This window comes from Enterobacter cloacae complex sp. HYC080_NIDB (genome assembly GCF_056673325.1).
The window spans coordinates 4,216,831-4,239,268 of sequence record NZ_CP114212.1; the positions used below are offsets into that span (position 1 = coordinate 4,216,831).

General features: G+C 54.9%; 21 protein-coding genes. 5 read left to right on the top strand and 16 right to left on the bottom strand.

The features are described from left to right. Positions 1-5: 5 nt before the first annotated feature. Positions 6-1,571 (bottom strand): EAL domain-containing protein, encoded by a 1,566-nt coding sequence (locus O1723_RS20035; protein WP_023336605.1) that lies wholly within the window; start codon positions 1,569-1,571, stop codon positions 6-8. A 527-nt stretch (positions 1,572-2,098) separates the two neighbouring features. Between O1723_RS20035 and O1723_RS20040 the strand changes: the two genes are divergently transcribed. Continuing rightward, positions 2,099-2,380 carry a YjcB family protein gene (locus O1723_RS20040; RefSeq protein ID WP_014882153.1) on the top strand — a complete coding sequence of 94 codons (282 nt, stop codon included), beginning with the start codon at positions 2,099-2,101 and terminating at the stop codon, positions 2,378-2,380. 59 nt (positions 2,381-2,439) lie between these two features. On the opposite strand, the gene ssb1 is transcribed toward O1723_RS20040, so the two are convergent. Beyond that, positions 2,440-2,967 carry a single-stranded DNA-binding protein SSB1 gene (gene ssb1, locus O1723_RS20045; RefSeq protein ID WP_014882152.1) on the bottom strand — a complete coding sequence of 176 codons (528 nt, stop codon included), beginning with the start codon at positions 2,965-2,967 and terminating at the stop codon, positions 2,440-2,442. 251 nt (positions 2,968-3,218) lie between these two features. Between ssb1 and uvrA the strand changes: the two genes are divergently transcribed. Beyond that, entirely contained in the window at positions 3,219-6,041 is a 2,823-nt protein-coding gene (gene uvrA / locus O1723_RS20050) for an excinuclease ABC subunit UvrA (RefSeq protein ID WP_023331804.1), read from the top strand. Positions 6,042-6,043: 2 nt separating this feature from the next. Here the strand turns inward: uvrA and O1723_RS20055 are convergent, their stop codons facing one another. From O1723_RS20055 to dnaB, 6 genes are all read right to left on the bottom strand, one after another. After that, complete coding sequence (locus O1723_RS20055) at positions 6,044-6,397, bottom strand: MmcQ/YjbR family DNA-binding protein (RefSeq protein WP_032645130.1); 354 nt, start codon at positions 6,395-6,397, stop codon at positions 6,044-6,046. Between the two features lie 2 nt (positions 6,398-6,399). Further along, positions 6,400-6,816, bottom strand: coding sequence for a secondary thiamine-phosphate synthase enzyme YjbQ (locus O1723_RS20060; protein WP_014882149.1), 417 nt, complete (start codon positions 6,814-6,816; stop codon positions 6,400-6,402). Positions 6,817-6,929: 113 nt separating this feature from the next. Next, entirely contained in the window at positions 6,930-7,643 is a 714-nt protein-coding gene (aphA, locus tag O1723_RS20065; RefSeq protein WP_014882148.1) for an acid phosphatase AphA, read from the bottom strand. Between the two features lie 217 nt (positions 7,644-7,860). Then, positions 7,861-9,054: an aromatic amino acid transaminase gene (gene tyrB, locus O1723_RS20070; protein ID WP_023336603.1), complete on the bottom strand. Its 1,194-nt coding sequence runs from the start codon at positions 9,052-9,054 to the stop codon at positions 7,861-7,863. A gap of 119 nt (positions 9,055-9,173) precedes the next feature. Then, the gene (gene alr / locus O1723_RS20075; RefSeq protein ID WP_023336602.1) at positions 9,174-10,253 is read right to left on the bottom strand and encodes an alanine racemase; all 1,080 of its coding nucleotides are present in this window, start codon (positions 10,251-10,253) and stop codon (positions 9,174-9,176) included. 16 nt (positions 10,254-10,269) lie between these two features. Then, positions 10,270-11,682 carry a replicative DNA helicase gene (dnaB, locus tag O1723_RS20080; RefSeq protein WP_023336601.1) on the bottom strand — a complete coding sequence of 471 codons (1,413 nt, stop codon included), beginning with the start codon at positions 11,680-11,682 and terminating at the stop codon, positions 10,270-10,272. Between the two features lie 66 nt (positions 11,683-11,748). On the opposite strand from dnaB, the gene O1723_RS20085 reads away from it, so the two are divergent. Then, positions 11,749-12,732 (top strand): quinone oxidoreductase, encoded by a 984-nt coding sequence (locus O1723_RS20085; RefSeq protein WP_014882145.1) that lies wholly within the window; start codon positions 11,749-11,751, stop codon positions 12,730-12,732. A 184-nt stretch (positions 12,733-12,916) separates the two neighbouring features. Here the strand turns inward: O1723_RS20085 and pspG are convergent, their stop codons facing one another. From pspG to O1723_RS20105, 4 genes are all read right to left on the bottom strand, one after another. Beyond that, positions 12,917-13,159, bottom strand: a complete 243-nt coding sequence (gene pspG / locus O1723_RS20090; RefSeq protein ID WP_014882144.1) for an envelope stress response protein PspG — start codon at positions 13,157-13,159, stop codon at positions 12,917-12,919. Positions 13,160-13,297: 138 nt separating this feature from the next. Further along, on the bottom strand, positions 13,298-14,293 hold the full coding sequence (gene dusA / locus O1723_RS20095) for a tRNA dihydrouridine(20/20a) synthase DusA (RefSeq protein WP_014882143.1): 996 nt from the start codon (positions 14,291-14,293) through the stop codon (positions 13,298-13,300). An 82-nt stretch (positions 14,294-14,375) separates the two neighbouring features. Then, the gene (locus O1723_RS20100; RefSeq protein WP_176602214.1) at positions 14,376-15,635 is read right to left on the bottom strand and encodes a conjugal transfer protein TraF; all 1,260 of its coding nucleotides are present in this window, start codon (positions 15,633-15,635) and stop codon (positions 14,376-14,378) included. Between the two features lie 223 nt (positions 15,636-15,858). Beyond that, on the bottom strand, positions 15,859-16,347 hold the full coding sequence (locus O1723_RS20105) for a cupin domain-containing protein (protein ID WP_014882141.1): 489 nt from the start codon (positions 16,345-16,347) through the stop codon (positions 15,859-15,861). Between the two features lie 115 nt (positions 16,348-16,462). On the opposite strand from O1723_RS20105, the gene zur reads away from it, so the two are divergent. Then, complete coding sequence (zur, locus tag O1723_RS20110; RefSeq protein WP_023336599.1) at positions 16,463-16,975, top strand: zinc uptake transcriptional repressor Zur; 513 nt, start codon at positions 16,463-16,465, stop codon at positions 16,973-16,975. A 49-nt stretch (positions 16,976-17,024) separates the two neighbouring features. Here zur and O1723_RS20115 read toward each other — a convergent pair whose 3' ends face one another. The 4 genes from O1723_RS20115 to O1723_RS20130 all read right to left on the bottom strand — a co-directional run bounded on the left by O1723_RS20115 (position 17,025) and on the right by O1723_RS20130 (position 19,841). Further along, entirely contained in the window at positions 17,025-17,234 is a 210-nt protein-coding gene (locus O1723_RS20115) for a CsbD family protein (protein ID WP_014882139.1), read from the bottom strand. Between the two features lie 120 nt (positions 17,235-17,354). Then, complete coding sequence (dinF, locus tag O1723_RS20120) at positions 17,355-18,692, bottom strand: MATE family efflux transporter DinF (protein WP_014882138.1); 1,338 nt, start codon at positions 18,690-18,692, stop codon at positions 17,355-17,357. 63 nt (positions 18,693-18,755) lie between these two features. Then, a complete protein-coding gene (gene lexA / locus O1723_RS20125; protein ID WP_014882137.1) occupies positions 18,756-19,364 on the bottom strand; it encodes a transcriptional repressor LexA in 609 nt (202 codons plus the stop codon). A 108-nt stretch (positions 19,365-19,472) separates the two neighbouring features. After that, the gene (locus tag O1723_RS20130; protein WP_023336598.1) at positions 19,473-19,841 is read right to left on the bottom strand and encodes a diacylglycerol kinase; all 369 of its coding nucleotides are present in this window, start codon (positions 19,839-19,841) and stop codon (positions 19,473-19,475) included. A gap of 154 nt (positions 19,842-19,995) precedes the next feature. Here O1723_RS20130 and plsB point away from each other — a divergent pair, with 154 nt between their 5' ends. Then, on the top strand, positions 19,996-22,416 hold the full coding sequence (plsB, locus tag O1723_RS20135; RefSeq protein WP_014882135.1) for a glycerol-3-phosphate 1-O-acyltransferase PlsB: 2,421 nt from the start codon (positions 19,996-19,998) through the stop codon (positions 22,414-22,416). Positions 22,417-22,438: the final 22 nt, after the last annotated feature.

The following is a 22,438-nucleotide window of genomic DNA, read 5'->3' on the forward strand; positions in this document are numbered from 1 at the left end:
CACCCTTAGTGCAAAGGTTGCTGCTGCCAGGTCATAAATTCCTGGGGCGGCATCGCTTTCGCGAAGTGCCATCCCTGACAGAACTGGACGCCGCGCTTCAGCAACCAACTCACCTGCTCTGCCGTTTCGACCCCTTCCGCAATGGTTTTAAGCCGCAGGCTTTGCGCCATCTCGATAATATGCTCGGCGATCAGATGGCTGGTGCTGTTGGTCGTTAGAGTATCGATAAACGATTTATCGATTTTCAGAATGTCGACGTTCAGCGAATAGAGATTGTGCAGGTTCGAGTAACCGGTCCCGAAATCATCGATCGCCACTTCATAACCCGCCTGCCGGAAAGCCTGAATCACCGGTGTGGTTTTTGGCACATCAATGAACCCACGTTCCGTCACTTCGATTTTGATTTGCTGAGCACGGACGGCATAGTGGCGCGCCTTGTCAGAAATCATGGCGATCAGCCGTGAGGAGTGGAAATCCGTGGCCGACAGGTTAATTGAAATATAGAGATGCGGATGCTCAGCCAGGAAATGACCCAGATCGCTGAATACCTCCTCAACGACATAATCCGTAATCCGCTCGCTCATTCCCTCTTTTTCAGCCAGCGGAATAAACTCAGCCGGACTCATCACCTGTCCGTTGAAACCCGGCCAGCGCAACAACGCCTCTGCCCCCACGCACTGGTTGTTCTTGATATCAATAATCGGCTGGTAGTGCAGGCAAAGCTGTCGTTTGTGCAACGCCCGATGCAGCAACCGCCCTGGCGAATTAAGCTCGCGGTGCGTCCGCGACCATACCAGCAAAATAATAATGCTGCAGATCATCCCCAGCGGCAGCGTCAACGTCGCCTGATGGTAGAGCGTTTCGTAAAAACGCTTATTTGACGTCGACACGATAGCGGCAATCGGCCGTTTTGGTGATTTCACGACGGTATAGAAACGGTTATCTTTTTGAAATACCGATTCCTTATCCTGAATCATCGAATTTAATAAAGAAGGATTAGCTTTCTGGCTAACGGAAAAGAATGCATTGGTTACCGTGTCGTACACTCCCCAGGAGAGAGAATGATCGGTAGACATCACTTCGCTGTAAGAAAGCGGATTGACCACCACGACATAATTTCCACGCTGCATATATGTCATTTTATAGCCAGTATAAAATGGCGTGTCGCGAAAATAATAGATAGCGATGTCAGGTTTACGGGTGTAATTGGCAATCGGGATCGCGTAAGGTTGGTCCGGCGTAAAAACGGTTGAACAAAGAAAATTCTGACCTTCTGCATAAATTAAATCAGCGACAAACAGGCGGCCACGCACAACGTTCAACATATATTGGCGATGTTCCGGTGTACAAAGTTTACCCTGATATTTTTCGGCCTCGTCCCGGGCCAGATCAACTTGTTGAATAACCAGTTCTGTTTTGTCTAAAGCCAGTTCAGCAAATGTACGGAGCTGAGCGCTTGTTTCCGACACGGCTCTTAGCTGGGCAAACCATAGGGCAAGCATCACCGGCAGCATAACTACCATGATGATCCCTACTACCCTGAGCATTTTGCGCCGCGCGCTACGATTCATTTCCCGCCCTATATCCCTGCATGTTGTACGCCTGTAGTAATGAAGGCCGGATGCTTTGTTAAACAGGTGATTACGTTGCATGAATCATGCGAAGTTAGCAACTGACTTTTAGTATTAAAAATCTTAAATTTCGTTATGACGATAATATTTTCCCGTAAGCTAAACTGTAAGTATTCGTTCCGTTTCAATTAAGGGAAATAATTATCCAGCGCACATGTGGGGTTTGAAGATAACACAACAGAGAATCGATGTTTTATAAATGCCCGGCTATTACCACATTATTTTCAGGATGAGCAAAAAATAACGTGCCACTTATAAAAACCTCGTGGCTGGCCCATCGTGTGTCCGCTCAGCCAGGTATCGGGACCCAGGTACCCGGCACCATCGCCTTTTTTGCGTAATAAAATCCCCATTTTGAACGCTCAGACGCTGGCGAATAAATCAACAAATGTGATATAGTTCACACATATTCTGTAACGAGAAACACCGTTTCATTCAGTTCGTCTGTTTTGTAGAGGATGGGTTCTATGGCAACCATTACTACCAGCATGGTTCTCCTGCGCTGGCCTTTGTTGAGCGCGGTACTGATGTTTTTAGCCAGCACGCTGAACATTCAGTTTCGTAAATCTGACTACGCGGGTCTTGCGGTCATCAGCACTCTGCTGGGACTTGGCGCGGCTTGCTGGTTCGCAACGGGCCTGTTGGGCATCACCCTGCTGGATATTGCCGCTGTCTGGGAAAATATTAAAGTCGTGATGGTAGAGGCAATGAGCCACCAGCCACCAGACTGGCCAATGGTGATTACCTGATTCCTGTATAAACAAAAAACCCAGACGATGTCTGGGTTTTTTGTTTGAGCATCCGTTGATCAGAACGGGATGTCGTCGTCGAAGTCCATTGGTGGCTCGTTAGACGGTGCCGGAGCAGACTGCTGCTGCGGACGAGACTGTGCGCCGCCGCTGAACTGGTTGCCGCCCTGTGGCTGCTGAGGCTGACCCCAACCGCCCTGCTGCTGCTGACCGCCACCTGCTGGCGCGCCACCGCCCTGACGGCCGCCCAGCATCTGCATGGTACCGCCAACGTTTACCACAACTTCGGTGGTGTACTTCTCAGCGCCGGACTGATCGGTCCATTTACGGGTGCGCAGCTGGCCTTCGATATAGACCTGAGAACCTTTACGCAGATACTCACCGGCAACTTCTGCCAGTTTGCCAAACAGCACCACGCGGTGCCATTCAGTCTGCTCTTTCATCTCACCGGTCGCTTTATCACGCCAGGATTCGGAAGTAGCCAGCGTAATGTTGGCAACTGCGCCACCACTCGGCATGTAGCGTACTTCCGGGTCCTGGCCCAGATTACCGACGAGAATCACCTTGTTTACGCCTCTGCTGGCCATGTTCGTGTCTCCTGAATACGTTTCTTAATAGTGTAAACGCGCGAGTGTACCATTTCCAGACGCCACTTTGATAGTTGCGTAGTATCTTCCAGAGTTCGCGCGCGAACTGAACATTGTTACACAGCGAATCATAAAATGCATTCCAATACTGTATATTCAAACAGGTTAAATTGTGTCATAATTAGCCGTTTCTGACAGCCGTTTGTCCTTCAAACAAACCAGGCAATCCGTGTTTCAACCGGGAAAGGTGAATGGATAAGATCGAAGTTCGGGGCGCCCGCACCCACAATCTCAAAAATATCAACCTCATAATCCCTCGCGACAAACTCATCGTCGTGACCGGGCTTTCGGGGTCTGGCAAATCCTCACTGGCTTTCGACACCTTGTATGCCGAAGGACAGCGTCGTTACGTTGAATCTCTCTCCGCGTACGCGCGTCAGTTCCTGTCGCTGATGGAAAAACCGGATGTCGATCATATTGAAGGGTTATCGCCTGCGATCTCCATCGAGCAGAAGTCGACTTCGCATAACCCGCGTTCAACGGTCGGTACCATTACTGAAATTCACGACTACCTGCGTCTGCTGTATGCGCGCGTGGGTGAACCGCGCTGCCCGGACCACGACGTCCCGCTGGCGGCGCAGACCGTGAGCCAGATGGTGGATAACGTGCTGTCGCAGCCGGAAGGCAAACGCCTGATGCTGCTGGCGCCAATTATTAAAGAGCGTAAAGGCGAACACACCAAAACGCTGGAGAACCTGGCAAGCCAGGGCTATATCCGCGCCCGTATTGACGGCGAAGTGTGCGACCTGTCGGATCCACCAAAACTGGAGCTGCAGAAAAAGCACACCATTGAGGTGGTGATCGATCGCTTTAAGGTGCGTGAAGACCTCGCGACGCGTCTTGCGGAATCGTTCGAAACGGCGCTGGAACTCTCCGGTGGTACCGCCGTTGTTTCCGATATGGACGACCCAAAAGCGGAAGAGCTGCTCTTCTCCGCCAACTTTGCCTGCCCGATTTGCGGCTACAGCATGCGCGAGCTGGAACCGCGTCTGTTCTCGTTCAACAACCCGGCAGGCGCATGCCCAACCTGCGACGGCCTGGGCGTACAGCAGTATTTCGACCCGGACCGCGTGATCCAGAACCCTGAGCTGTCGCTGGCAGGCGGCGCCATTCGCGGCTGGGATAAGCGTAACTTTTACTACTTCCAGATGCTGAAATCGCTGGCGGAGCACTATAAGTTCGACGTGGAAGCGCCATGGGCCAGCCTGAGCCCGAACGTGCACAAAGTGATCCTGTTCGGTTCCGGTAAAGAGAACATCGAGTTCAAATACATGAACGATCGCGGTGATACCTCCGTGCGTCGCCACCCGTTCGAAGGGGTGCTGCACAATATGGAGCGCCGCTACAAAGAGACCGAATCCAGCGCGGTACGCGAGGAGCTGGCGAAGTTCATCAGCAACCGCTCCTGTGCCACCTGTGAAGGCACGCGTCTGCGTCGCGAAGCGCGTCATGTCTTTGTCGAAAACACGGCGCTGCCGACCATCTCAGACATGAGCATCGGCCACGCGATGGACTTCTTCAACAACCTGAAGCTCTCCGGTCAGCGCGCGAAAATCGCTGAAAAAGTGCTGAAGGAGATTGGCGATCGTCTCAAGTTCCTGGTGAACGTGGGTCTGAACTACCTGACGCTTTCCCGCTCGGCAGAAACGCTGTCCGGCGGTGAGGCCCAGCGTATCCGCCTGGCCAGCCAGATTGGCGCAGGCCTGGTGGGCGTGATGTACGTGCTGGATGAGCCGTCAATCGGCCTGCACCAGCGCGACAACGAACGTCTGCTCGGCACGTTGGTCCACCTGCGCAACCTCGGTAACACGGTGATTGTGGTGGAGCACGACGAAGACGCGATTCGCGCTGCGGATCACGTGATCGACATTGGTCCTGGCGCGGGCGTACACGGCGGTCAGGTGGTCGCGGAAGGGACGCTGAAAGATATTATGGCGGTACCCGAGTCGCTGACCGGCCAGTACATGAGCGGCAAGCGTAAGATTGAGGTGCCAAAACAGCGCGTAGCGGCAGATCCGGAAAAAGTGCTGAAGCTGACCGGCGCGCGCGGCAACAACCTGAAAGATGTGACGCTGACGCTACCGGTTGGCCTGTTTACCTGCATCACTGGCGTGTCCGGTTCCGGTAAATCGACGCTGATTAACGATACCCTGTTCCCGATTGCGCAGACGGCGCTGAACGGTGCGACGCTGGCCGAGCCCGCGCCGTACCGAGACATTCAGGGGCTGGAACATTTCGATAAGGTTATCGACATTGACCAGAGCCCGATTGGCCGAACCCCTCGCTCGAACCCGGCGACTTATACCGGCGTCTTCACGCCCGTACGTGAACTGTTCGCCGGCGTACCGGAAGCGCGTTCACGCGGGTACACGCCGGGACGGTTCAGCTTTAACGTGCGCGGCGGCCGCTGTGAAGCGTGCCAGGGCGATGGCGTCATCAAAGTTGAGATGCACTTCCTGCCGGACATCTACGTCCCGTGCGACCAGTGCAAAGGTAAACGCTATAACCGCGAAACGCTGGAAATTAAGTACAAAGGCAAGACCATCCACGAAGTGCTGGACATGACCATCGAAGAGGCGCGCGAGTTCTTTGACGCCGTCCCTGCGCTGGCGCGTAAGCTGCAGACCCTGATGGACGTCGGTCTGACCTACATTCGTCTGGGGCAGTCCGCCACTACGCTGTCGGGCGGTGAAGCCCAGCGCGTGAAGCTGGCGCGTGAGCTCTCCAAACGCGGCACCGGTCAGACGCTGTATATTCTGGATGAGCCGACTACCGGTCTGCACTTTGCGGATATCCAGCAGTTGCTCGACGTGCTGCATCAGCTGCGCGATCAGGGCAACACGATTGTGGTCATCGAACATAATCTGGACGTGATTAAAACCGCGGACTGGATTGTCGATCTCGGCCCGGAAGGCGGCAGCGGCGGCGGTGAAATCCTCGTCTCCGGTACGCCGGAGACCGTTGCAGAGTGCGAAGCCTCGCACACCGCGCGCTTCCTTAAACCGTTGCTGTAATGTCAGACGGAGAGTTGTTGTCGGGTCGCTTCCGGCAGCAGCTCTACTGCCTGTTGATAAGACGCATCCACCAGATAGTAAATTTGCGAGCCGGGCAGGGAGCCATCCAGATAAACCGTGCTCCAGTGCGCCTTATTCAGGTGTTTGCTCGGCCTCACATCATCATGCTGCTGACGTAGCAAATCCGCCAGCTCCGGGCTGGTTTTCAGCGACGCGGCCGGGCGGCCTTCGACCTCTTTCACCATCGCAAACAGCACATCTCCCACTTTTATCTGCGTGGCTTTCCAGTCGCTATGCACGCTCTGCTCCGCGCCAGGTTTACTCATGCAGTACTGAAGTAGCTCCGAAATTGTCATCATTATTCCCCTTGTAGCGTTGCGATAATTTTACGCGAACCACCGTGAATGCGATGTTCTCCAAGCCAGATCCCTTGCCACGTTCCCAGCAGTAGCCGCCCGTTGTGTACCGGCAGCATCAGCGATACCCCGAGCAGAGAAGATTTGATATGCGAAGGCATGTCATCTGCGCCCTCATAATCGTGCTCATAGGGGGCGTTGTCCGGGACACTCTTCAGAAAATGGTTTTCCATATCAGACCGGACAGTGGGATCGCAATTTTCATTAAGCGTGAGGGAGGCTGACGTGTGTTGAAGCAGCAGATGCAGTAAACCCGTTCTGACGCGCGACAAATCGCGGATTTGCCCGATGACTTCCTCCGTCACCAGGTGAAACCCGCGGGGTTTAGCGCTTAAGGTCAGGGTCTGTTGATACCACATGTGCTGCTCCGTTTAGAAAGATGAACCTTTCTAAGTGTGCAGCAAGAAGTCGAAAGGTAAAACCCGCCGCAGCGAGATTTGATTAAAAAAGAATCAAACTCGCGGCCAGACGCTTAATACTCCGAGTTAACAATCACCTCTTCGCCAAATTTTCCGGCCATCGGCAGCGGTCGATAGGTCGAGTTAGAGGCGCGTAACACCCTGATCGCTCTGGCTCCTGTATCCTGCGCCGCGGTAATGTCGTTATCCGAATCACCATAGAACACTTTGATGTTTTTCTTCTCCAGCCACTGGGTTTTGGTGTTTTGCCCTTCTTTGTCACCCGCAAAAATGACCGGGTTCATGTTGGCAGCCGGGATCTGGAAATCATCCTGCAGGGTTCTGGAGACGGTTTCTGTTTTGGTCTGACTACGACCGGTGACGAAGTAAATGCTGTCGCCGCGCTTCACATGCATGGCAATGACCGCCCGGGCGACCTCTTTCGGGATACTGTAATCGTCCCAGCCGTTATTCATCTTTTCCCAGAACGCCGGGTTCTTCAGATACGCTTCGCTGTCCGGCGAATACATTTTTTTGCCGCGCCAGAATCCCGGGCTGGAGAACAGGACGGTGTCGTCAATATCAAAGCCAACGGCCATGGGCGGGCGGCCCATCAGACTGTTTTCGATTTGGGCCACGGATACCCAGTGAATAGGAGCCTGTTCGGCAAGAATGGCAGCGGTAGTGCCGGTGTAAAGCGGCGTTGGCGCAGAAGCGCGCGCGACGACGGCACTATTAAGTGAGAACAATAAGCAGGCGGCGCTGAGCGCCAGTGTGATCTTGCGCATATTTTCCCCTGAATATTCAGTTCGTTATCGTTTTATTTTGAGTGAATGGTCAAAAAACTATCCGACCATAACCCCAGCGGCAGGTGAAGAAAAGGAGTTTTTGATTATCAATCTGAAGAAAAAGAAGACGATCACAAAGCGAGACATCGACCTGAGTAGCCTGATGCCATCACCCCGGCCCTCTCCCACAGGGAGAGGGAGAAACCGTAGTGAGTACTTACATTACCGCAGCAAATGCCTGTGCCACGCGATGAACGTTGCTGGCATTGAGACCCGCGACGCACATGCGGCCGCTGGCAATCAGGTAGACGCCGAACTCGTCGCGCAGACGGTCGACCTGCGCGGCGCTCAAACCGGTGTAGCTGAACATCCCGCGCTGCCTGATCAGATAATCAAAGTTATGCCCCGGTACCGCCTCTTTCAGCACGTTGACCAGCTCCTGACGCATCGACAGAATGCGCTTACGCATGGATTCCACTTCGGCAAGCCAGCTAGCTTTCAGCTGTTCGTCGCCGAGTACCGTCGCCACAACCTGCGCACCAAAGTTCGGGGGGCTGGAGTAGATACGGCGCACCGTAGCTTTAAGCTGGCCCAGCACGCGGCTGGCAGCTTCGGCATCTTCGCAGACCACGGACAGCCCGCCGACGCGTTCGCCATACAGGGAGAAGATTTTCGAGAAAGAGTTGCTCACCAGCACAGGCAGGCCGGCACTCGCAACGGCGCGGATAGCATAGGCATCGTCTTCCATCCCGGCGCCAAAGCCCTGATAGGCGATGTCGAGGAATGGAATCAGGTTGCGAGCCTTGAGCACCTCAATGACGGCATCCCACTGGTCATTGGTGAGGTCCGCACCCGTTGGGTTGTGGCAGCAGGGATGCAGCAGCACAATGCTGCGCGCCGGCAACGTTTTCAGTCTTTCCAGCAGGGCTTCAACGCGCACGCCGTTGGTTTCGCTGTCAAACCACGGATAAGTCTCGACATTAAAGCCTGCGCCCTCAAAAATTGCGACGTGGTTTTCCCACGTCGGGTCACTGACCCACACGCCGGAATCCGGGAAGTATTTTTTCAGGAAATCAGCACCAACTTTCAGCGCGCCCGATCCACCCAGCGTCTGGATGGTCGCCACACGTTTTTGCGCAAGTACCGGATGATCGGCCCCAAACAGCAGCGGTGCGATGGTATTGCGGTACGCATTGAGCCCTTCCATCGGCAGATAGAGCGACGCTCCATGCGGGACCGCATTCAGACGCGCTTCGGCTTCGGCAACGGCTTGTAACTGAGGAATAATACCCTCTTCGTTGTAATACAAACCGATGCTGAGGTTCACTTTATCGCTGCGAGGATCTTCTTTGAAACGCTCCATTAAGGAGAGAATAGGGTCGCCGGCATAGGCGTCAACGTTCTGAAACACGCGATGGTTCTCCGGAATTCGATGAGGCAGGAGTTTCAACAATAAACCGGAAGTGGGAGAAGGTCGAGAGGATGTTAATAAAGTTGAAGTGAGGTTAATAACCTCACTTCACAGACGGTTCAGTCAAGGTATTTCATCGCCACCCGGGAGGTCAGGCGCGTGATAAGTTCGTAAGCACTCACTTTCGTGATTTCAGCAATGCGCTCAACGGGCAGGCCCTCACCCCACATCACCACATCACCACCAGCTTTATCCTGGGCGTCGGGTCCAAGGTCCACGCAAATCATGTCCATCGCGACGCGACCGACAATGTTGACCTCGCGACCATTGACCAGCACCGGTGTACCTGTCGGTGCAGCACGCGGATAGCCATCTCCGTAGCCCATCGCCACCACGCCAAGGCGCGTGTCGCGCTCGCTAATCCAGGTGCCGCCATAGCCCACCGGCTCGCCCGCTTTGTGCTCACGCACGGCAATCAGATTCGAGACCAGCGACATCACTGGCTTAAAGCCAAAGTCCGGCCCCCAGGGTTTGCTCTCCAGAGGCGACACGCCATAAAGAATAATGCCCGGGCGCGCCCAGTCAAAGTGCGACTGCGGCCACAGCAGGATCCCGCCGGAAGCCGCAATCGAGCGCATTCCCGGCTTGCCTTCGCAGAAGGTGTTAAAGATATCGAGCTGCTGCTCGGTTGCCCCACATTCAGGCTCATCGGCACGCGCAAAATGGCTGACGATGTTCACGGGCTGGCGCACGTTTTTGCACCGGCACAAACGCTGATAAAACGCCTCCGCATTTTCCGGGCGAACGCCCAGACGGTGCATGCCCGTGTCGAGCTTCATCCAGACGGTAACGGGTTCACTCAGCTCGGCGTTTTCCAGCGCGGACAGCTGTTCTTCGTTATGTACCGCCGTGTGCAGATGCTGGTCAGCAATCGTAGGCAAGTCTGTGGCTTCGAAAAAGCCTTCCAGCAGCAAAATGGGTTGCGTGATCCCCCCCGCACGCAGGCGGAGAGCTTCTTCAAGACGGGCGACGCCAAAGGCGTCGGCATCGGGGAGCGTTCGCGCGGTCTCAAGAAGACCGTGTCCGTAAGCGTTCGCTTTCACGACTGCAACGAGCTTGCTGGCGGGCGCCAGTTCACGCAAACGTTGCAGGTTGTGTCGCAGAGCGCGGCGGTTAATGACTACAGTTGCCGCTTGCATTTGAATTCCTTAGAAATTACTCATCATCATATTGAGGACCGGCGTAGTTGTCGAAACGCGACCACTGTCCGTTAAAAGTCAGACGCACCGTCCCGATCGGGCCGTTACGTTGTTTACCAATAATAATTTCGGCGATCCCTTTCAGGTCGCTGTTCTCGTGATAAACCTCATCACGGTAGATGAACATGATTAAGTCGGCATCCTGCTCGATGGAGCCGGATTCACGCAGGTCGGAGTTGACCGGGCGTTTATCGGCACGTTGTTCCAGGGAGCGGTTCAGCTGCGACAGCGCCACCACCGGCACGTGCAGCTCTTTGGCTAACGCCTTAAGCGAGCGGGAAATCTCTGCAATTTCCAGCGTACGGTTATCGGAGAGCGACGGCACGCGCATCAGCTGGAGGTAGTCGATCATGATGAGGCCGATGCCGCCGTGTTCGCGGGCGATACGGCGCGCGCGGGAGCGCACTTCCGTCGGCGTCAGGCCAGAGGAGTCATCGATATAGATGTTACGTTTTTCCAGCAGAATGCCCATCGTGCCGGAGATACGCGCCCAGTCTTCATCATCGAGCTGGCCGGTACGGATACGGGTCTGGTCCACGCGCGACAGCGATGCCAGAGAACGCATCATAATCTGCTCGGAGGGCATCTCAAGACTGAAGATGAGAACAGGTTTATCCTGCAACATTGCGGCGTTTTCGACGAGGTTCATCGCAAATGTCGTTTTACCCATCGACGGACGCGCCGCAACGATAATCAGATCCGACGGCTGCAGGCCGGCGGTCTTTTTGTTGAGGTCGTCATAACCGGTGTTGACCCCGGTGACACCATCGTGCGGTTGCTGGAACAACTGCTCGATACGCGCCACGGTCGCGTCGAGCACATCGGCAATGTTTTTAGGCCCTTCGTCTTTGTTCGCACGGCTTTCGGCAATTTTAAAGACGCGGGACTCCGCCAGGTCGAGCAGGTCTTCGCTGGTGCGCCCCTGCGGATCAAAACCGGCTTCGGCGATCTCGTTCGCCACCGATATCATCTCACGGACGACGGCACGTTCCCGCACGATATCAGCATAAGCGCTGATGTTCGCCGCACTTGGCGTGTTTTTTGACAGTTCTGCCAGGTAGGCAAACCCGCCGACGCTGTCCAGCTGACCCTGACGCTCAAGCGATTCCGCGAGCGTAATCAGGTCAATCGGGCTGCCCGACTCCTGCAGGCGCGCCATTTCGGTAAAGATATGACGGTGCGGACGGGTGTAGAAATCCTCAGACACCACGCGCTCAGCGACGTCGTCCCAGCGTTCGTTATCCAGCATTAAACCGCCCAACACCGACTGTTCCGCTTCAATCGAGTGCGGCGGGACTTTTAACCCTGCGATCTGGAAATCACGCTCGCGGGGTTCAGTCTGTTTGTTGAAGGGTTTGTTTCCTGCCATAGTGAATGGAGTTACCGAGATAAAGAGTGGGTCGAAAGATTACCATATTTTTCTTACGGAGGGAGCATGGCAACGCGCATTGAGTTCCAGAAACACGGCGGTCCGGACGTACTGAAAGCGGTGGAGTTTACCCCCGCAGCGCCTGGCGAGAACGAAATTCAGGTTGAAAACAAAGCTATCGGCATTAACTACATCGATACCTATATTCGCGGCGGTCTCTACCCGCCTCCGTCAATGCCGAGTGGTCTGGGCACCGAGGCGGCCGGTGTCGTCATTAAAGTGGGCAGCGCGGTTAAGCATATTAAAGAGGGCGACCGCGTGGTGTATGCGCAATCTGCGCTGGGCGCTTACAGCTCCGTCCACAACGTTCCGGCGGATAAAGCCGCTCTGCTGCCTGGCGCTATCTCCTTCGAGCAGGCGGCCGCTTCATTCCTGAAGGGGTTAACGGTTTACTATCTGCTGCGCAAAACCTATGAAATTAAACCCGACGAGCAGTTTCTTTTTCATGCCGCAGCGGGTGGCGTGGGGCTGATTGCCTGCCAGTGGGCGAAAGCCTTAGGCGCGAAACTCATCGGTACCGTGGGCAATGCCCAAAAAGCGCAGCGTGCGCTGGACGCGGGGGCGTGGCAGGTGATCAACTATCGCGAAGAGAGCATCGTCGAGCGCCTGAAAGAGATTACTGGCGGTAAAAAAGTGCGCGTGGTGTATGACTCGGTGGGCAAAGACACCTGGGAGGCGTCGCTGGACTGCCTGCAACGTCGCGGGCTGATGGTGAGCTTCGGGAATGCGTCAGGCGCTGTCACTGGCGTCAATCTTGGCATCCTGAATCAGAAAGGCTCGCTCTACGTGACCCGCCCTTCCCTGCAGGGCTATATCACCAACCGGGAAGAACTGGAGGAAGCCAGCAACGAGCTGTTCTCGCTGATCGCCAGCGGCGTGATTAAGGTGGACGTGGCGGATGCGCAGAAATATCCGCTGACCGATGCGCAGCGTGCGCATGAGGTGCTGGAAAGCCGGGCGACACAGGGTTCAAGTTTACTCATTCCCTGAGCCCCAAAAAGAAATTGGGCTTCCCGTGGGAAGCCCTTTCTTTTTTTAGTTCGGCTGTATGTAGGGTACAGCTCGATGAATTCTGTAGCGGCAGCCATAGTGACAGATTCGATAAGTAAATCCTATTCTGTTCTAAGTAATGCTGCCGGGAAAGTTACAAGTATGTGACGAACCCCTCAATACCTTAGTAACGGAAGCGGTTATTGCGCTGATAAGTCGGCAGTTTTGGCGATTTAATCGCCCGTATCGCCCACACCACCGCAATGGCCAGTAATAACCACGGCAGCAGTTTGATGGTCAGGGCAAACAGTCCGCCGATAAACATCACCACCGTCGCCACGACGAGCGCAGCGAGAATGCCAAGCAGCGAAACGCCTGTGGCTAACAACATGACAAAAAAGCCAATGACAAAAAGTAGTTCCAGCATGGTGCTCTCTCCCACCAGTTCCCGAGTAATACAGTCTGTATTACAAGAATCATGCCAAAACTAAACCATTGTTCTTAAGGAAAAACGCCCCGCAATGATATGCAGGGCGTGGTGAATTTGACGATCTTTTAGCGAAAATTATCGCTTATCTGCGACCAGTCGCAGCGCATGTTCCAGCACCTCGATATCCGCACCGGCTTTATGTGCGTTCTCACTGAGGTAACGACGCCACTGCCGCGCCCCCGGTATGCCCTGGAACAGGCCCAACATATGGCGGGTAATGTGGCCGAGATACGTGCCGTTGCTCAGCTCGCGCTCAATGTAAGGGTACATGGCGCGCACGACGGCAACCGGATCGGTATCAGCGCCGTCAACGCCAAAGATTTCACGGTCGACCGTCGCCAGAATGCCCGGGTTCTGATACGCCTCGCGTCCGACCATCACGCCGTCCATATGTTCGAGGTGCGCTTTGGCTTCTTCAAGCGACTTAATACCGCCGTTGATCGACATCGTCAGATGCGGGAAATCACGTTTAAGCTGATATACGCGCGGATAGTCCAGCGGTGGGATCTCACGGTTCTCTTTCGGGCTCAGGCCGGAGAGCCAGGCTTTACGGGCGTGGATGATAAACATCTCGCATTCGCCTTTGCCGGACACCGTGTTGATGAAATCGCACAGGAATTCGTAGCTGTCCTGGTCGTCAATGCCGATACGGGTTTTGACCGTCACGGGAATGGAGACCACATCACGCATCGCCTTGATACAGTCGGCAACCAGCTGCGCGTTCCCCATCAGACACGCACCGAACATACCGTTTTGCACACGGTCTGAAGGACAGCCAACGTTGAGGTTAATCTCGTCATAGCCGCGCGCTTCCGCCAGCTTCGCACACTGCGCCAGCGCGGCCGGATCGCTGCCACCCAGCTGCAAGGCAACCGGATGCTCTTCTTCACTGTATGCCAGATAGTCGCCCTTGCCGTGAATGATTGCACCGGTGGTCACCATTTCGGTGTACAGCAGCGTATGGCGGGAGAGCTGACGCAGGAAGAAGCGGCAGTGTCTGTCCGTCCAGTCGAGCATTGGCGCAATGGAGAAACGGTGTGCTGGGAAAGCGGTCTGGTATTCTGACAACATGGCGAAGTTTTAAGCATCTGGTGGAAAAGGGGCGCTAGTATAGCACAAAGAAAAGCCGGAGGCGCAGCGCCTCCGGTGCACTTTAGAACGTCATGCTTAGCTGTGCCCCTGCGCCCCAGGTTTCGTCTTCACCGTAGAGGCCCATCAGGTCAACATGCACGGTGTTGAACGGCGCGAAGCCGACACCACCGGTAAAGACGTTGCTGTCGTTACCCTTCACGTCAGCGCGATAACCTGCGCGTACCGCCAGCCAGCTCAGCGGGGTTACTTCAGCACCTACCCCAACATACTGCGACGTATCTTCGCTCTTGAAACCTTTGGTTTCGGTCAGATCGCCATCAGCGGTCAGCGTAACAAGATCGTTGTGCCAGGCGGCGCCCGCGGTGACCAGCGGACGGATCTGGTAGGTGTCTTTATAGCTCACCACTTCTCCCGTACGCCCGTTGCGGATGCGGATATCCTTGCTGTCGATATCGCGTGACATCAGGTTTTGCCCGCTCAGGCCGACCGTCCAGTTTTCGCCAAAATCAGCGGCAATACCAGCATCAACGTTAAAGCCCGTATCGTCTGTACGGTAGCGGCTATCGTTCCACTTATTACTGTCGTAATCGTAGATGGAAGTGGTGTAGTTATAGATCCAGGTTTTTTGCAGTTTTGGCGTGACGCCAACAGAAACCGGGATGCCCCCGAGATCGAACTGACGGGCAACCGCAATACCGTAGTCGGACACAATCGCCGCACGGCCAGACGCCGTTGAGTTGAGGTTTTTGGTAATCTGATCCGTGCCATTCAGCGCTGCATCCAGAGCAACACCGGCCGCAACCACATCGCTTCGTTGAATACTGCGCAGATAATCAATATCTTGCTGGTCGATAGATGAGCTAACCCGACCATGAGCATAACCTTTGGCCATAAAGGCCACGGAAAGCACATCGTTAGGGATACTCACGGCAAGTCCTGCCCCTGCCGTTGCACGTGCAGTTTTACCCTTGAGATAGTCCAGTTCATCGGCAAGATCTTTGGCCGCGCCCTGGAACTGGTTGATCGAACCTAACGGATTGGTGATGACTTCAATAGGCGTAAGGTTATCAACCACATCCTTATAGTGATTGATTTTGTCGTTGATGGTATCAATCTCATCCTGAAGATTGTCTTCATCCGTCACCTGCACCCCAACGGATGGCAAAATGACCGTCACATCATCGTCCGGTTTTGCCTTTGCCAGCAGCGCGGGGTTGATTAACGCTCCGCTGCCATAACTGCCAGCGGCTACGCCCGTCCCGCCCATGGCGTCGCTACGTGATTCTGTCCAGGTATTGGCTGCTCCCGCCTGATTTGCCATAAACAGGGAAACAGCAATGCTAACCACCGAAAATTTAAAATGTTTTTTCACAGTATGCCCGTAATAGTTTGTTATTAGATAACCCCTGTCTGTTATCACCCAAACAGGAACGAACTATTGCTGTGAATAAGAAGCAAAAGACCCGCTATTTCTTTCCCTAAGTGAAATTCCCTTACGGCCTGTTGTAATTTGTGACGGCCTTCAATATTTATAGAAGAGGAAATTATTTTTTCACAGGTTTTCCATCATGCGGGCCAAAAAACTGCGGAGGATGGTCAACCCAGCGATCCTCCCGCGTGGCGGCATAGACCGGATTGAGCGGATAGTAGATGCGGTTGTGCTTCTTGTTGGCCTCGCCCACCACCAGTAATCGAACCTCTTCATCCGTGTTGTTGATAAAGGTATGGCAGACGCCGGTTCCGGCAGGAAAGCCCACGCTGTCGCCGGGTTCAAGTTTCCACAAATAGCCATTAATCCAGGCTTCAGGATAGCCCTCAAGCACGTAGATAAACTCTTCTTCGTCACTCTCTGCATGGGGATAGGATGTCCGACGCCCGGGCAATAAACGCTCATGATGAATGCCGATACGTCGGAGGCCAAGGCTGCGGGCCAGCGGTGCACCGATAGAAAAGAGCTCATTACTGTCGGGGTAGGTGGCGTCATCCGGCCCTTCTATGTCGCGCCAGTGCTTAATACAGTCTGGTTTTTTCATGATGATATTCCCGATTTGCGATGCGTCAGGTATAGCACAGCCTGACGGATATCGGTGTTTTTACCAGAACATGATAAAGTGAGGGTTTTACTTCCCAGAACATCCGAGGTGCTCAATGGATAAGTCCACAAAAGAGCTGTTAGCGCAGGCCGAAAAGCTGTGCGCGCAACGCAATGTGCGCCTGACTCCGCAGCGCCTTGAAGTCTTACGTCTGATGAGCCTGCAACAGGGTGCCATCAGCGCCTATGACCTGCTCGACCTGCTCCGCGAAAGCGAGCCGCAGGCTAAACCGCCAACAGTGTATCGCGCGCTGGATTTCCTGCTGGAACAGGGATTTGTTCATAAAGTGGAATCCACAAACAGCTATGTACTGTGCCATCTTTTCGATCAGCCCACCCACACGTCGGCCATGTTTATCTGCGACCGTTGTGGCGTAGTGAAAGAAGAAGCTGCGGAAGGCGTGGAAGACATTATGCATACGCTGGCGGCAAGAATGGGGTTTGCCCTGCGTCATAATGTGATTGAAGCACACGGGCTGTGTTCAGTGTGTGTCGAGGTGGAAGCGTGTCGACATCAGGATGAGTGTCAGCATGACCACTCTATTCTGGTGAAAAAAAAGCCGCGTTAGCAGCCAAAAGAAAAGGCGGCCTGAAGCCGCCCCAGTAGGTTATTCAGCGTTACCAGCGGTAATCATTGCGGGTTTCCCAGTCTTTGACTTCGTTTTCCGCCTGATCTTTCGCGTAGCCGTAACGTTCCTGAATTTTACCGACAAGCTGATCGCGCTTACCTTCAATGACGGTCATATCGTCATCTGTCAGCTTACCCCACTGTTCTTTCGCTTTACCTTTGAACTGCTTCCAGTTGCCGCCGATTTCGTCTTTATTCATCATCGTGTCCTCTTAGTTAAGCGTCGGGTCGTAACGTCCGTTACGTTCTTTTCTGCTGGACGTGATAATTATTGTAGTTAAGGATTCGGCGGTTGATTTCATATTCGGAATCTTTAACCATCACGATATATCGTGACGCGAAGGAAACCAGGTATTGTTTTGCCAGTGGCGGCGCCATATAAAAGCCAGCGACAGGCCACGCAGAGAGAGAAAGACCGCAAGCGCCAACCACAAACCGTGATTACCCAGCCAGGGAAGCGTCAGCAGCGTCAGGCCAAATCCTGCCGCCGCAACGGCCATACTGTTACGCATTTCCGCCCCGCGCGTCGCACCAATAAACATGCCGTCCAGCAGATAACACCAGACACCCACCACCGGTAAGATGACTTGCCAGATGAGATAGTGGCTCGCCAGTTCGCGCAGCGCAGGGAGAGAGGTCAGTAAAGCAACAATCTGTTCGCCGAAGCAGGCATAGACCACAGCAAACACCAGCGCTACCAGTCCTGACTGACGGCAGGCTGCCCGCCAGACATCATGAAGCTGCCCGCTTTCACGCGCGCCATACGCCTGCCCCGAATGTGCTTCAACCGCGTAGGCAAAGCCGTCCAGCGCATAGGCGGTAAACGTCAGCAGCGTCATCAATACCGCGTTGACCGCGACGATTTCAGGCCCCAGCCGTGCACCGAAGACCGTCAGCGCGCCGAAGCAGAGTTGCAGAAGCAGCGAGCGCAGCATGATGTCACGGTTAAGCGCCAGCAGCTTACGGATATTGCCGCGCCATGCGGTTTTCAGCAGCGCGAGGGAGATCCCGCGCATCGCCAGCACGCGCCAGACCATCCACAGCCCCATCACAAAGGTCCCGTATTCAGCAATCGCCGTCGCCAGTGCCGCGCCCCGCACGTTCATATGGAGGCCCATCACCAGCCAGAGATCCAGCACGATGTTGAGCAGGTTTCCCACGACCAGCAGAATCACTGGCGCACGAGCATACTGAACGCCCAGTAACCAACCCAGCAGAACCAGATTTGCCAGCGAAGCGGGCGCACTGAGCCAGCGGATTTCAAGAAAACGTCGCGCCTGCTCCAGTACCGCCTCACTGCCGCCAACGATATGGAGCGCAAGGTCAATCAGGGGATCGCGGAGTAAAACGATTAACGCGCCCGCGCCCAGCGCAAGAATCAGCGGCTGCACCAGCGCCCGCGCCAGACGTAACGGATCTTTTGCACCATACGCCTGTGCCGTGAGTCCGGTGGTGCTCATGCGCAAAAAGAGCAGCAGCATAAAGAGGAAGCTGGTTGCCGTCGCGCCAATCGCCACGCCGCCAAGATAGACAGGGGAATCGAGATGCCCAATAACGGCCGTGTCGACCAGACCCAGCAAGGGCACGGTGATATTGGAGAAAATCATCGGCAGTGCAAGACGCCACAATGCCTTATCGGATGCCGTCAGCAGTGACATGAGAAACACCGGGAGTGGTCAATAAGGCAGGCTACAGCGGAACCGTAGCCTGTCAGGAAGAGATTACAGCCATTCACCGTTGCGAATCACACCGACCGCCAGACCTTCGATAGAGAAGCTCTGTTCGCGGAGATCGACCACAATGGGAGAGAACTCGCTGTTTTCGGGCAGCAACTGAACGGTGTTACCCTGCTTTTTCAGACGCTTAACGGTCACTTCGTCATCAATGCGCGCGACCACCACCTGGCCGTTCCGCACATCCTGCGTTTTGTGTACCGCCAGCAGATCGCCGTCGAGAATGCCGATATCTTTCATCGACATGCCGCTTACGCGCAGCAGAAAATCTGCGCTCGGCTTGAACATACCAGGATCAACCTGGTAGTGGCCTTCGATATGCTGCTGCGCCAGCAGCGGCTCACCCGCAGCAACACGGCCTATCAGCGGAATGCCCGTCTCTTCTTCCACCAGCAGGCGGATACCGCGTGACGCGCCTGAAACAATTTCAATCACGCCCTTACGTGCCAGCGCTTTCAGGTGTTCTTCGGCAGCATTCGGAGAACGGAAGCCCAGACGCTGAGCGATTTCCGCACGCGTGGGTGGCATACCCGTCTGGCCGATATGATCCCGAATGAGATCAAACACCTCTTGCTGCCTGGTCGTTAATGCTTTCATTCCGCCCCCTGGGTGTATATACAGTTATGCTGTGAGTATATACAGTCAAAGGTGAATTTGGAACCAAAAACTGCACAAAAAACCAGGGACTTAATTATTCCTCGAGGCTCATCGGAAATGTGACCAAAGCAGCGTGACCCAGGTAATGACTGCAGTGATAATCGCCAGCAGCACAGCGGCAGAACCCATGTCTTTCGCGCGACCGGAGAGCTCGTGGAATTCTGAGCCAATACGGTCAACAACGGCCTCAATAGCGCTATTGAGAATTTCCACTATCATCACCAGAAGCACGGAACCGATGAGAAGTACGCGGGTAATAGCATCGACATCAAGGAAACAGGCGATGATGACCGCGATGATAGTGGCGACACCTTCCTGACGAAAGGCGGCTTCGTTGATCCACGCTGCACGGAAACCTTTCCATGAATAGCCGGCGGCTTTGATGATACGCGTTAACCCAGTGGTATTATTGGCCATTAAAAGAACCTTTTATGAAAAAAAGCGTCAGTAACAGGAACTGTAGCGCGTTTCGCTACAGCCTGAAGTATGACGGGTAACAACAGAAATTTTGCGCGCTTTCTGTTATCCTTGCGCCGCAATTGCATTATTAACCAGAGGCTTTACATCGTTTATGTCCGGCTGGCCACGAATTTACTACAAATTACTTAATTTACCATTAAGCATCCTGGTAAAAAGCAAGTCTATCCCAGCAGAACCCGCGCTGGAATTGGGGCTCGATACGTCGCGTCCTATTATGTACGTTTTGCCTTATAACTCGAAGGCAGACTTACTGACCCTTCGCGCCCAATGTCTGGCGCATGACTTACCTGACCCGCTTGAACCGCTGGAAGTCGACGGCACGTTGCTGCCGCGCTACGTGTTCATTCACGGCGGGCCGCGTGTGTTTACCTATTACACGCCAAAAGAAGAGTCCATTAAGCTGTTCCACGACTATCTCGACCTGCACCGCAGCAATCCCGATCTGGATGTGCAGATGGTGCCGGTATCGGTGATGTTTGGCCGCCGTCCGGGCCGTGAAAAAGGCGAAGAGAATCCGCCGCTGCGTATGCTTAACGGCATCCAGAAGTTCTTCGCGGTCTCCTGGCTGGGACGCGACAGCTTTGTGCGCTTCTCCCCTTCCGTTTCACTGCGCCGGATGGCAGATGAGCACGGTACCGACAAGATCATCGCGCAGAAGCTGGCGCGCGTAGCACGTATGCACTTCGCCCGTCAGCGCCTCGCGGCCGTCGGGCCACGACTCCCGGCGCGTCAGGACCTATTCAACAAACTGTTGGCCTCCAAAGCGATCGCCCGCGCCGTTGAAGACGAAGCGCGTAGCAAGAAGATTTCGCATGAGAAAGCCCAGCAGAACGCCATTGCGCTGATGGAAGAGATTGCCGCGAACTTCTCTTACGAGATGATTCGCCTTTCCGATCGTATTCTCGGCTTTACCTGGAACCGCCTGTATCAGGGCATCAACGTTCATAACGCCGAGCGTGTACGCCAGCTGGCGCATGATGGCCATGAAATTGTCTATGTCCCCTGCCACCGCAGCCACATGGACTACCTGCTTCTCTCCTACGTGCTCTATCACCAGGGGCTGGTACCACCGCACATCGCGGCCGGTATTAACCTGAATTTCTGGCCAGCGGGCCCGATCTTCCGCCGCCTGGGCGCCTTCTTTATCCGTCGTACCTTCAAGGGCAATAAGCTCTACTCCACCGTGTTCCGCGAGTATCTGGGCGAACTGTTCAGTCGCGGCTATTCCGTGGAGTACTTCGTGGAGGGTGGTCGCTCCCGTACCGGACGTCTGCTTGATCCGAAGACCGGCACGCTGTCGATGACCATTCAGGCGATGCTGCGCGGCGGAACCCGTCCGATCACGCTGGTGCCTATCTACATTGGTTATGAGCACGTCATGGAAGTGGGTACGTATGCCAAAGAACTGCGTGGCGCAACCAAAGAGAAAGAGAGCCTGCCGCAGATGTTGCGCGGCCTGAGCAAGTTACGCAACCTGGGTCAGGGCTACGTGAACTTTGGCGAGCCAATGCCGCTGATGACGTACCTGAACCATCACGTTCCGGAGTGGCGCGAATCCATCGATCCTATCGAAGCGGTTCGTCCTGCCTGGCTGACGCCAACGGTTAACGGCATTGCATCCGAGCTGATGGTGCGTATTAACAACGCGGGGGCGGCTAACGCCATGAACCTGTGCTGTACCGCGCTACTGGCTTCTCGTCAGCGCTCCCTGACCCGTGAACAGCTCACGGAGCAGCTGGACTGCTACCTGGACATGATGCGCAACGTGCCGTACTCGGTTGATTCAACGGTTCCTGCGGCTACCGCCAGCGAGCTCATCGATCACGCGTTGCAGATGAACAAGTTTGAAGTCGAGAAGGACACGATCGGCGACATCATCATTCTGCCGCGCGAACAGGCCGTGTTGATGACGTACTATCGCAACAACATCGCGCATATGCTGATGCTGCCGTCGCTGATGGCGGCCATCATTACCCAGCATCGCCACATTTCACGTCAGGAGCTATTGCGTCACGTTGATACGCTCTACCCGATGCTGAAAGCGGAGCTGTTCCTGCGCTGGAGCAAAGATGAGCTGGCCGTTGAGCTGGATAAACTGACGGAAGAACTTCGTCGTCAGGGGCTGATCACCGTTGCCAACGATGAGCTGCATATCAATCCGTCACGCTCCCGAACCCTGCAGCTGCTGGCGGCCGGCGCGCGCGAAACGCTGCAGCGCTACGCCATTACGTTCTGGCTGCTGAGTGCGAACCCGTCGATCAACCGCGGTACGCTGGAGAAAGAGAGCCGGACGCTGGCACAGCGCCTGTCTGTGCTGCACGGCATTAACGCACCAGAATTCTTCGACAAAGCGGTCTTCAGTTCCCTCGTGCTGACGCTGCGTGATGAAGGCTTCATCAGTGATACGGGCGATGCCGAGCCAGAAGAGACGCTGAAGGTTTACCAGATGCTGGCAGAGCTGATTACGTCAGATGTGCGCTTGACGATTGAGAGCGCGACGCAGGGCGAGTGATGTAAAAAAGCCGGGTGGTGGT

Excerpts from the sequence above, each read along its gene's own strand:
- dusA (WP_014882143.1), bottom strand. The coding sequence starts at position 14,293 with ATGTTGTCAGAATACCAGACCGCTTTCCCAGCACACCGTTTCTCCATT.
- alr (WP_023336602.1), bottom strand. The coding sequence starts at position 10,253 with ATGCAAGCGGCAACTGTAGTCATTAACCGCCGCGCTCTGCGACACAAC.
- O1723_RS20085 (WP_014882145.1), top strand. The coding sequence starts at position 11,749 with ATGGCAACGCGCATTGAGTTCCAGAAACACGGCGGTCCGGACGTACTG.
- O1723_RS20060 (WP_014882149.1), bottom strand. The coding sequence starts at position 6,816 with ATGTGGTATCAACAGACCCTGACCTTAAGCGCTAAACCCCGCGGGTTT.
- lexA (WP_014882137.1), bottom strand. The coding sequence starts at position 19,364 with ATGAAAGCATTAACGACCAGGCAGCAAGAGGTGTTTGATCTCATTCGG.
- pspG (WP_014882144.1), bottom strand. The coding sequence starts at position 13,159 with ATGCTGGAACTACTTTTTGTCATTGGCTTTTTTGTCATGTTGTTAGCC.
- dnaB (WP_023336601.1), bottom strand. The coding sequence starts at position 11,682 with ATGGCAGGAAACAAACCCTTCAACAAACAGACTGAACCCCGCGAGCGT.
- ssb1 (WP_014882152.1), bottom strand. The coding sequence starts at position 2,967 with ATGGCCAGCAGAGGCGTAAACAAGGTGATTCTCGTCGGTAATCTGGGC.
- aphA (WP_014882148.1), bottom strand. The coding sequence starts at position 7,643 with ATGCGCAAGATCACACTGGCGCTCAGCGCCGCCTGCTTATTGTTCTCA.
- O1723_RS20040 (WP_014882153.1), top strand. The coding sequence starts at position 2,099 with ATGGCAACCATTACTACCAGCATGGTTCTCCTGCGCTGGCCTTTGTTG.
- O1723_RS20100 (WP_176602214.1), bottom strand. The coding sequence starts at position 15,635 with ATGGCAAATCAGGCGGGAGCAGCCAATACCTGGACAGAATCACGTAGC.
- dinF (WP_014882138.1), bottom strand. The coding sequence starts at position 18,692 with ATGTCACTGCTGACGGCATCCGATAAGGCATTGTGGCGTCTTGCACTG.
- O1723_RS20115 (WP_014882139.1), bottom strand. The coding sequence starts at position 17,234 with ATGAATAAAGACGAAATCGGCGGCAACTGGAAGCAGTTCAAAGGTAAA.
- O1723_RS20130 (WP_023336598.1), bottom strand. The coding sequence starts at position 19,841 with ATGGCCAATAATACCACTGGGTTAACGCGTATCATCAAAGCCGCCGGC.
- O1723_RS20105 (WP_014882141.1), bottom strand. The coding sequence starts at position 16,347 with ATGAAAAAACCAGACTGTATTAAGCACTGGCGCGACATAGAAGGGCCG.
- O1723_RS20035 (WP_023336605.1), bottom strand. The coding sequence starts at position 1,571 with ATGAATCGTAGCGCGCGGCGCAAAATGCTCAGGGTAGTAGGGATCATC.
- zur (WP_023336599.1), top strand. The coding sequence starts at position 16,463 with ATGGATAAGTCCACAAAAGAGCTGTTAGCGCAGGCCGAAAAGCTGTGC.
- O1723_RS20055 (WP_032645130.1), bottom strand. The coding sequence starts at position 6,397 with ATGACAATTTCGGAGCTACTTCAGTACTGCATGAGTAAACCTGGCGCG.
- plsB (WP_014882135.1), top strand. The coding sequence starts at position 19,996 with ATGTCCGGCTGGCCACGAATTTACTACAAATTACTTAATTTACCATTA.
- uvrA (WP_023331804.1), top strand. The coding sequence starts at position 3,219 with ATGGATAAGATCGAAGTTCGGGGCGCCCGCACCCACAATCTCAAAAAT.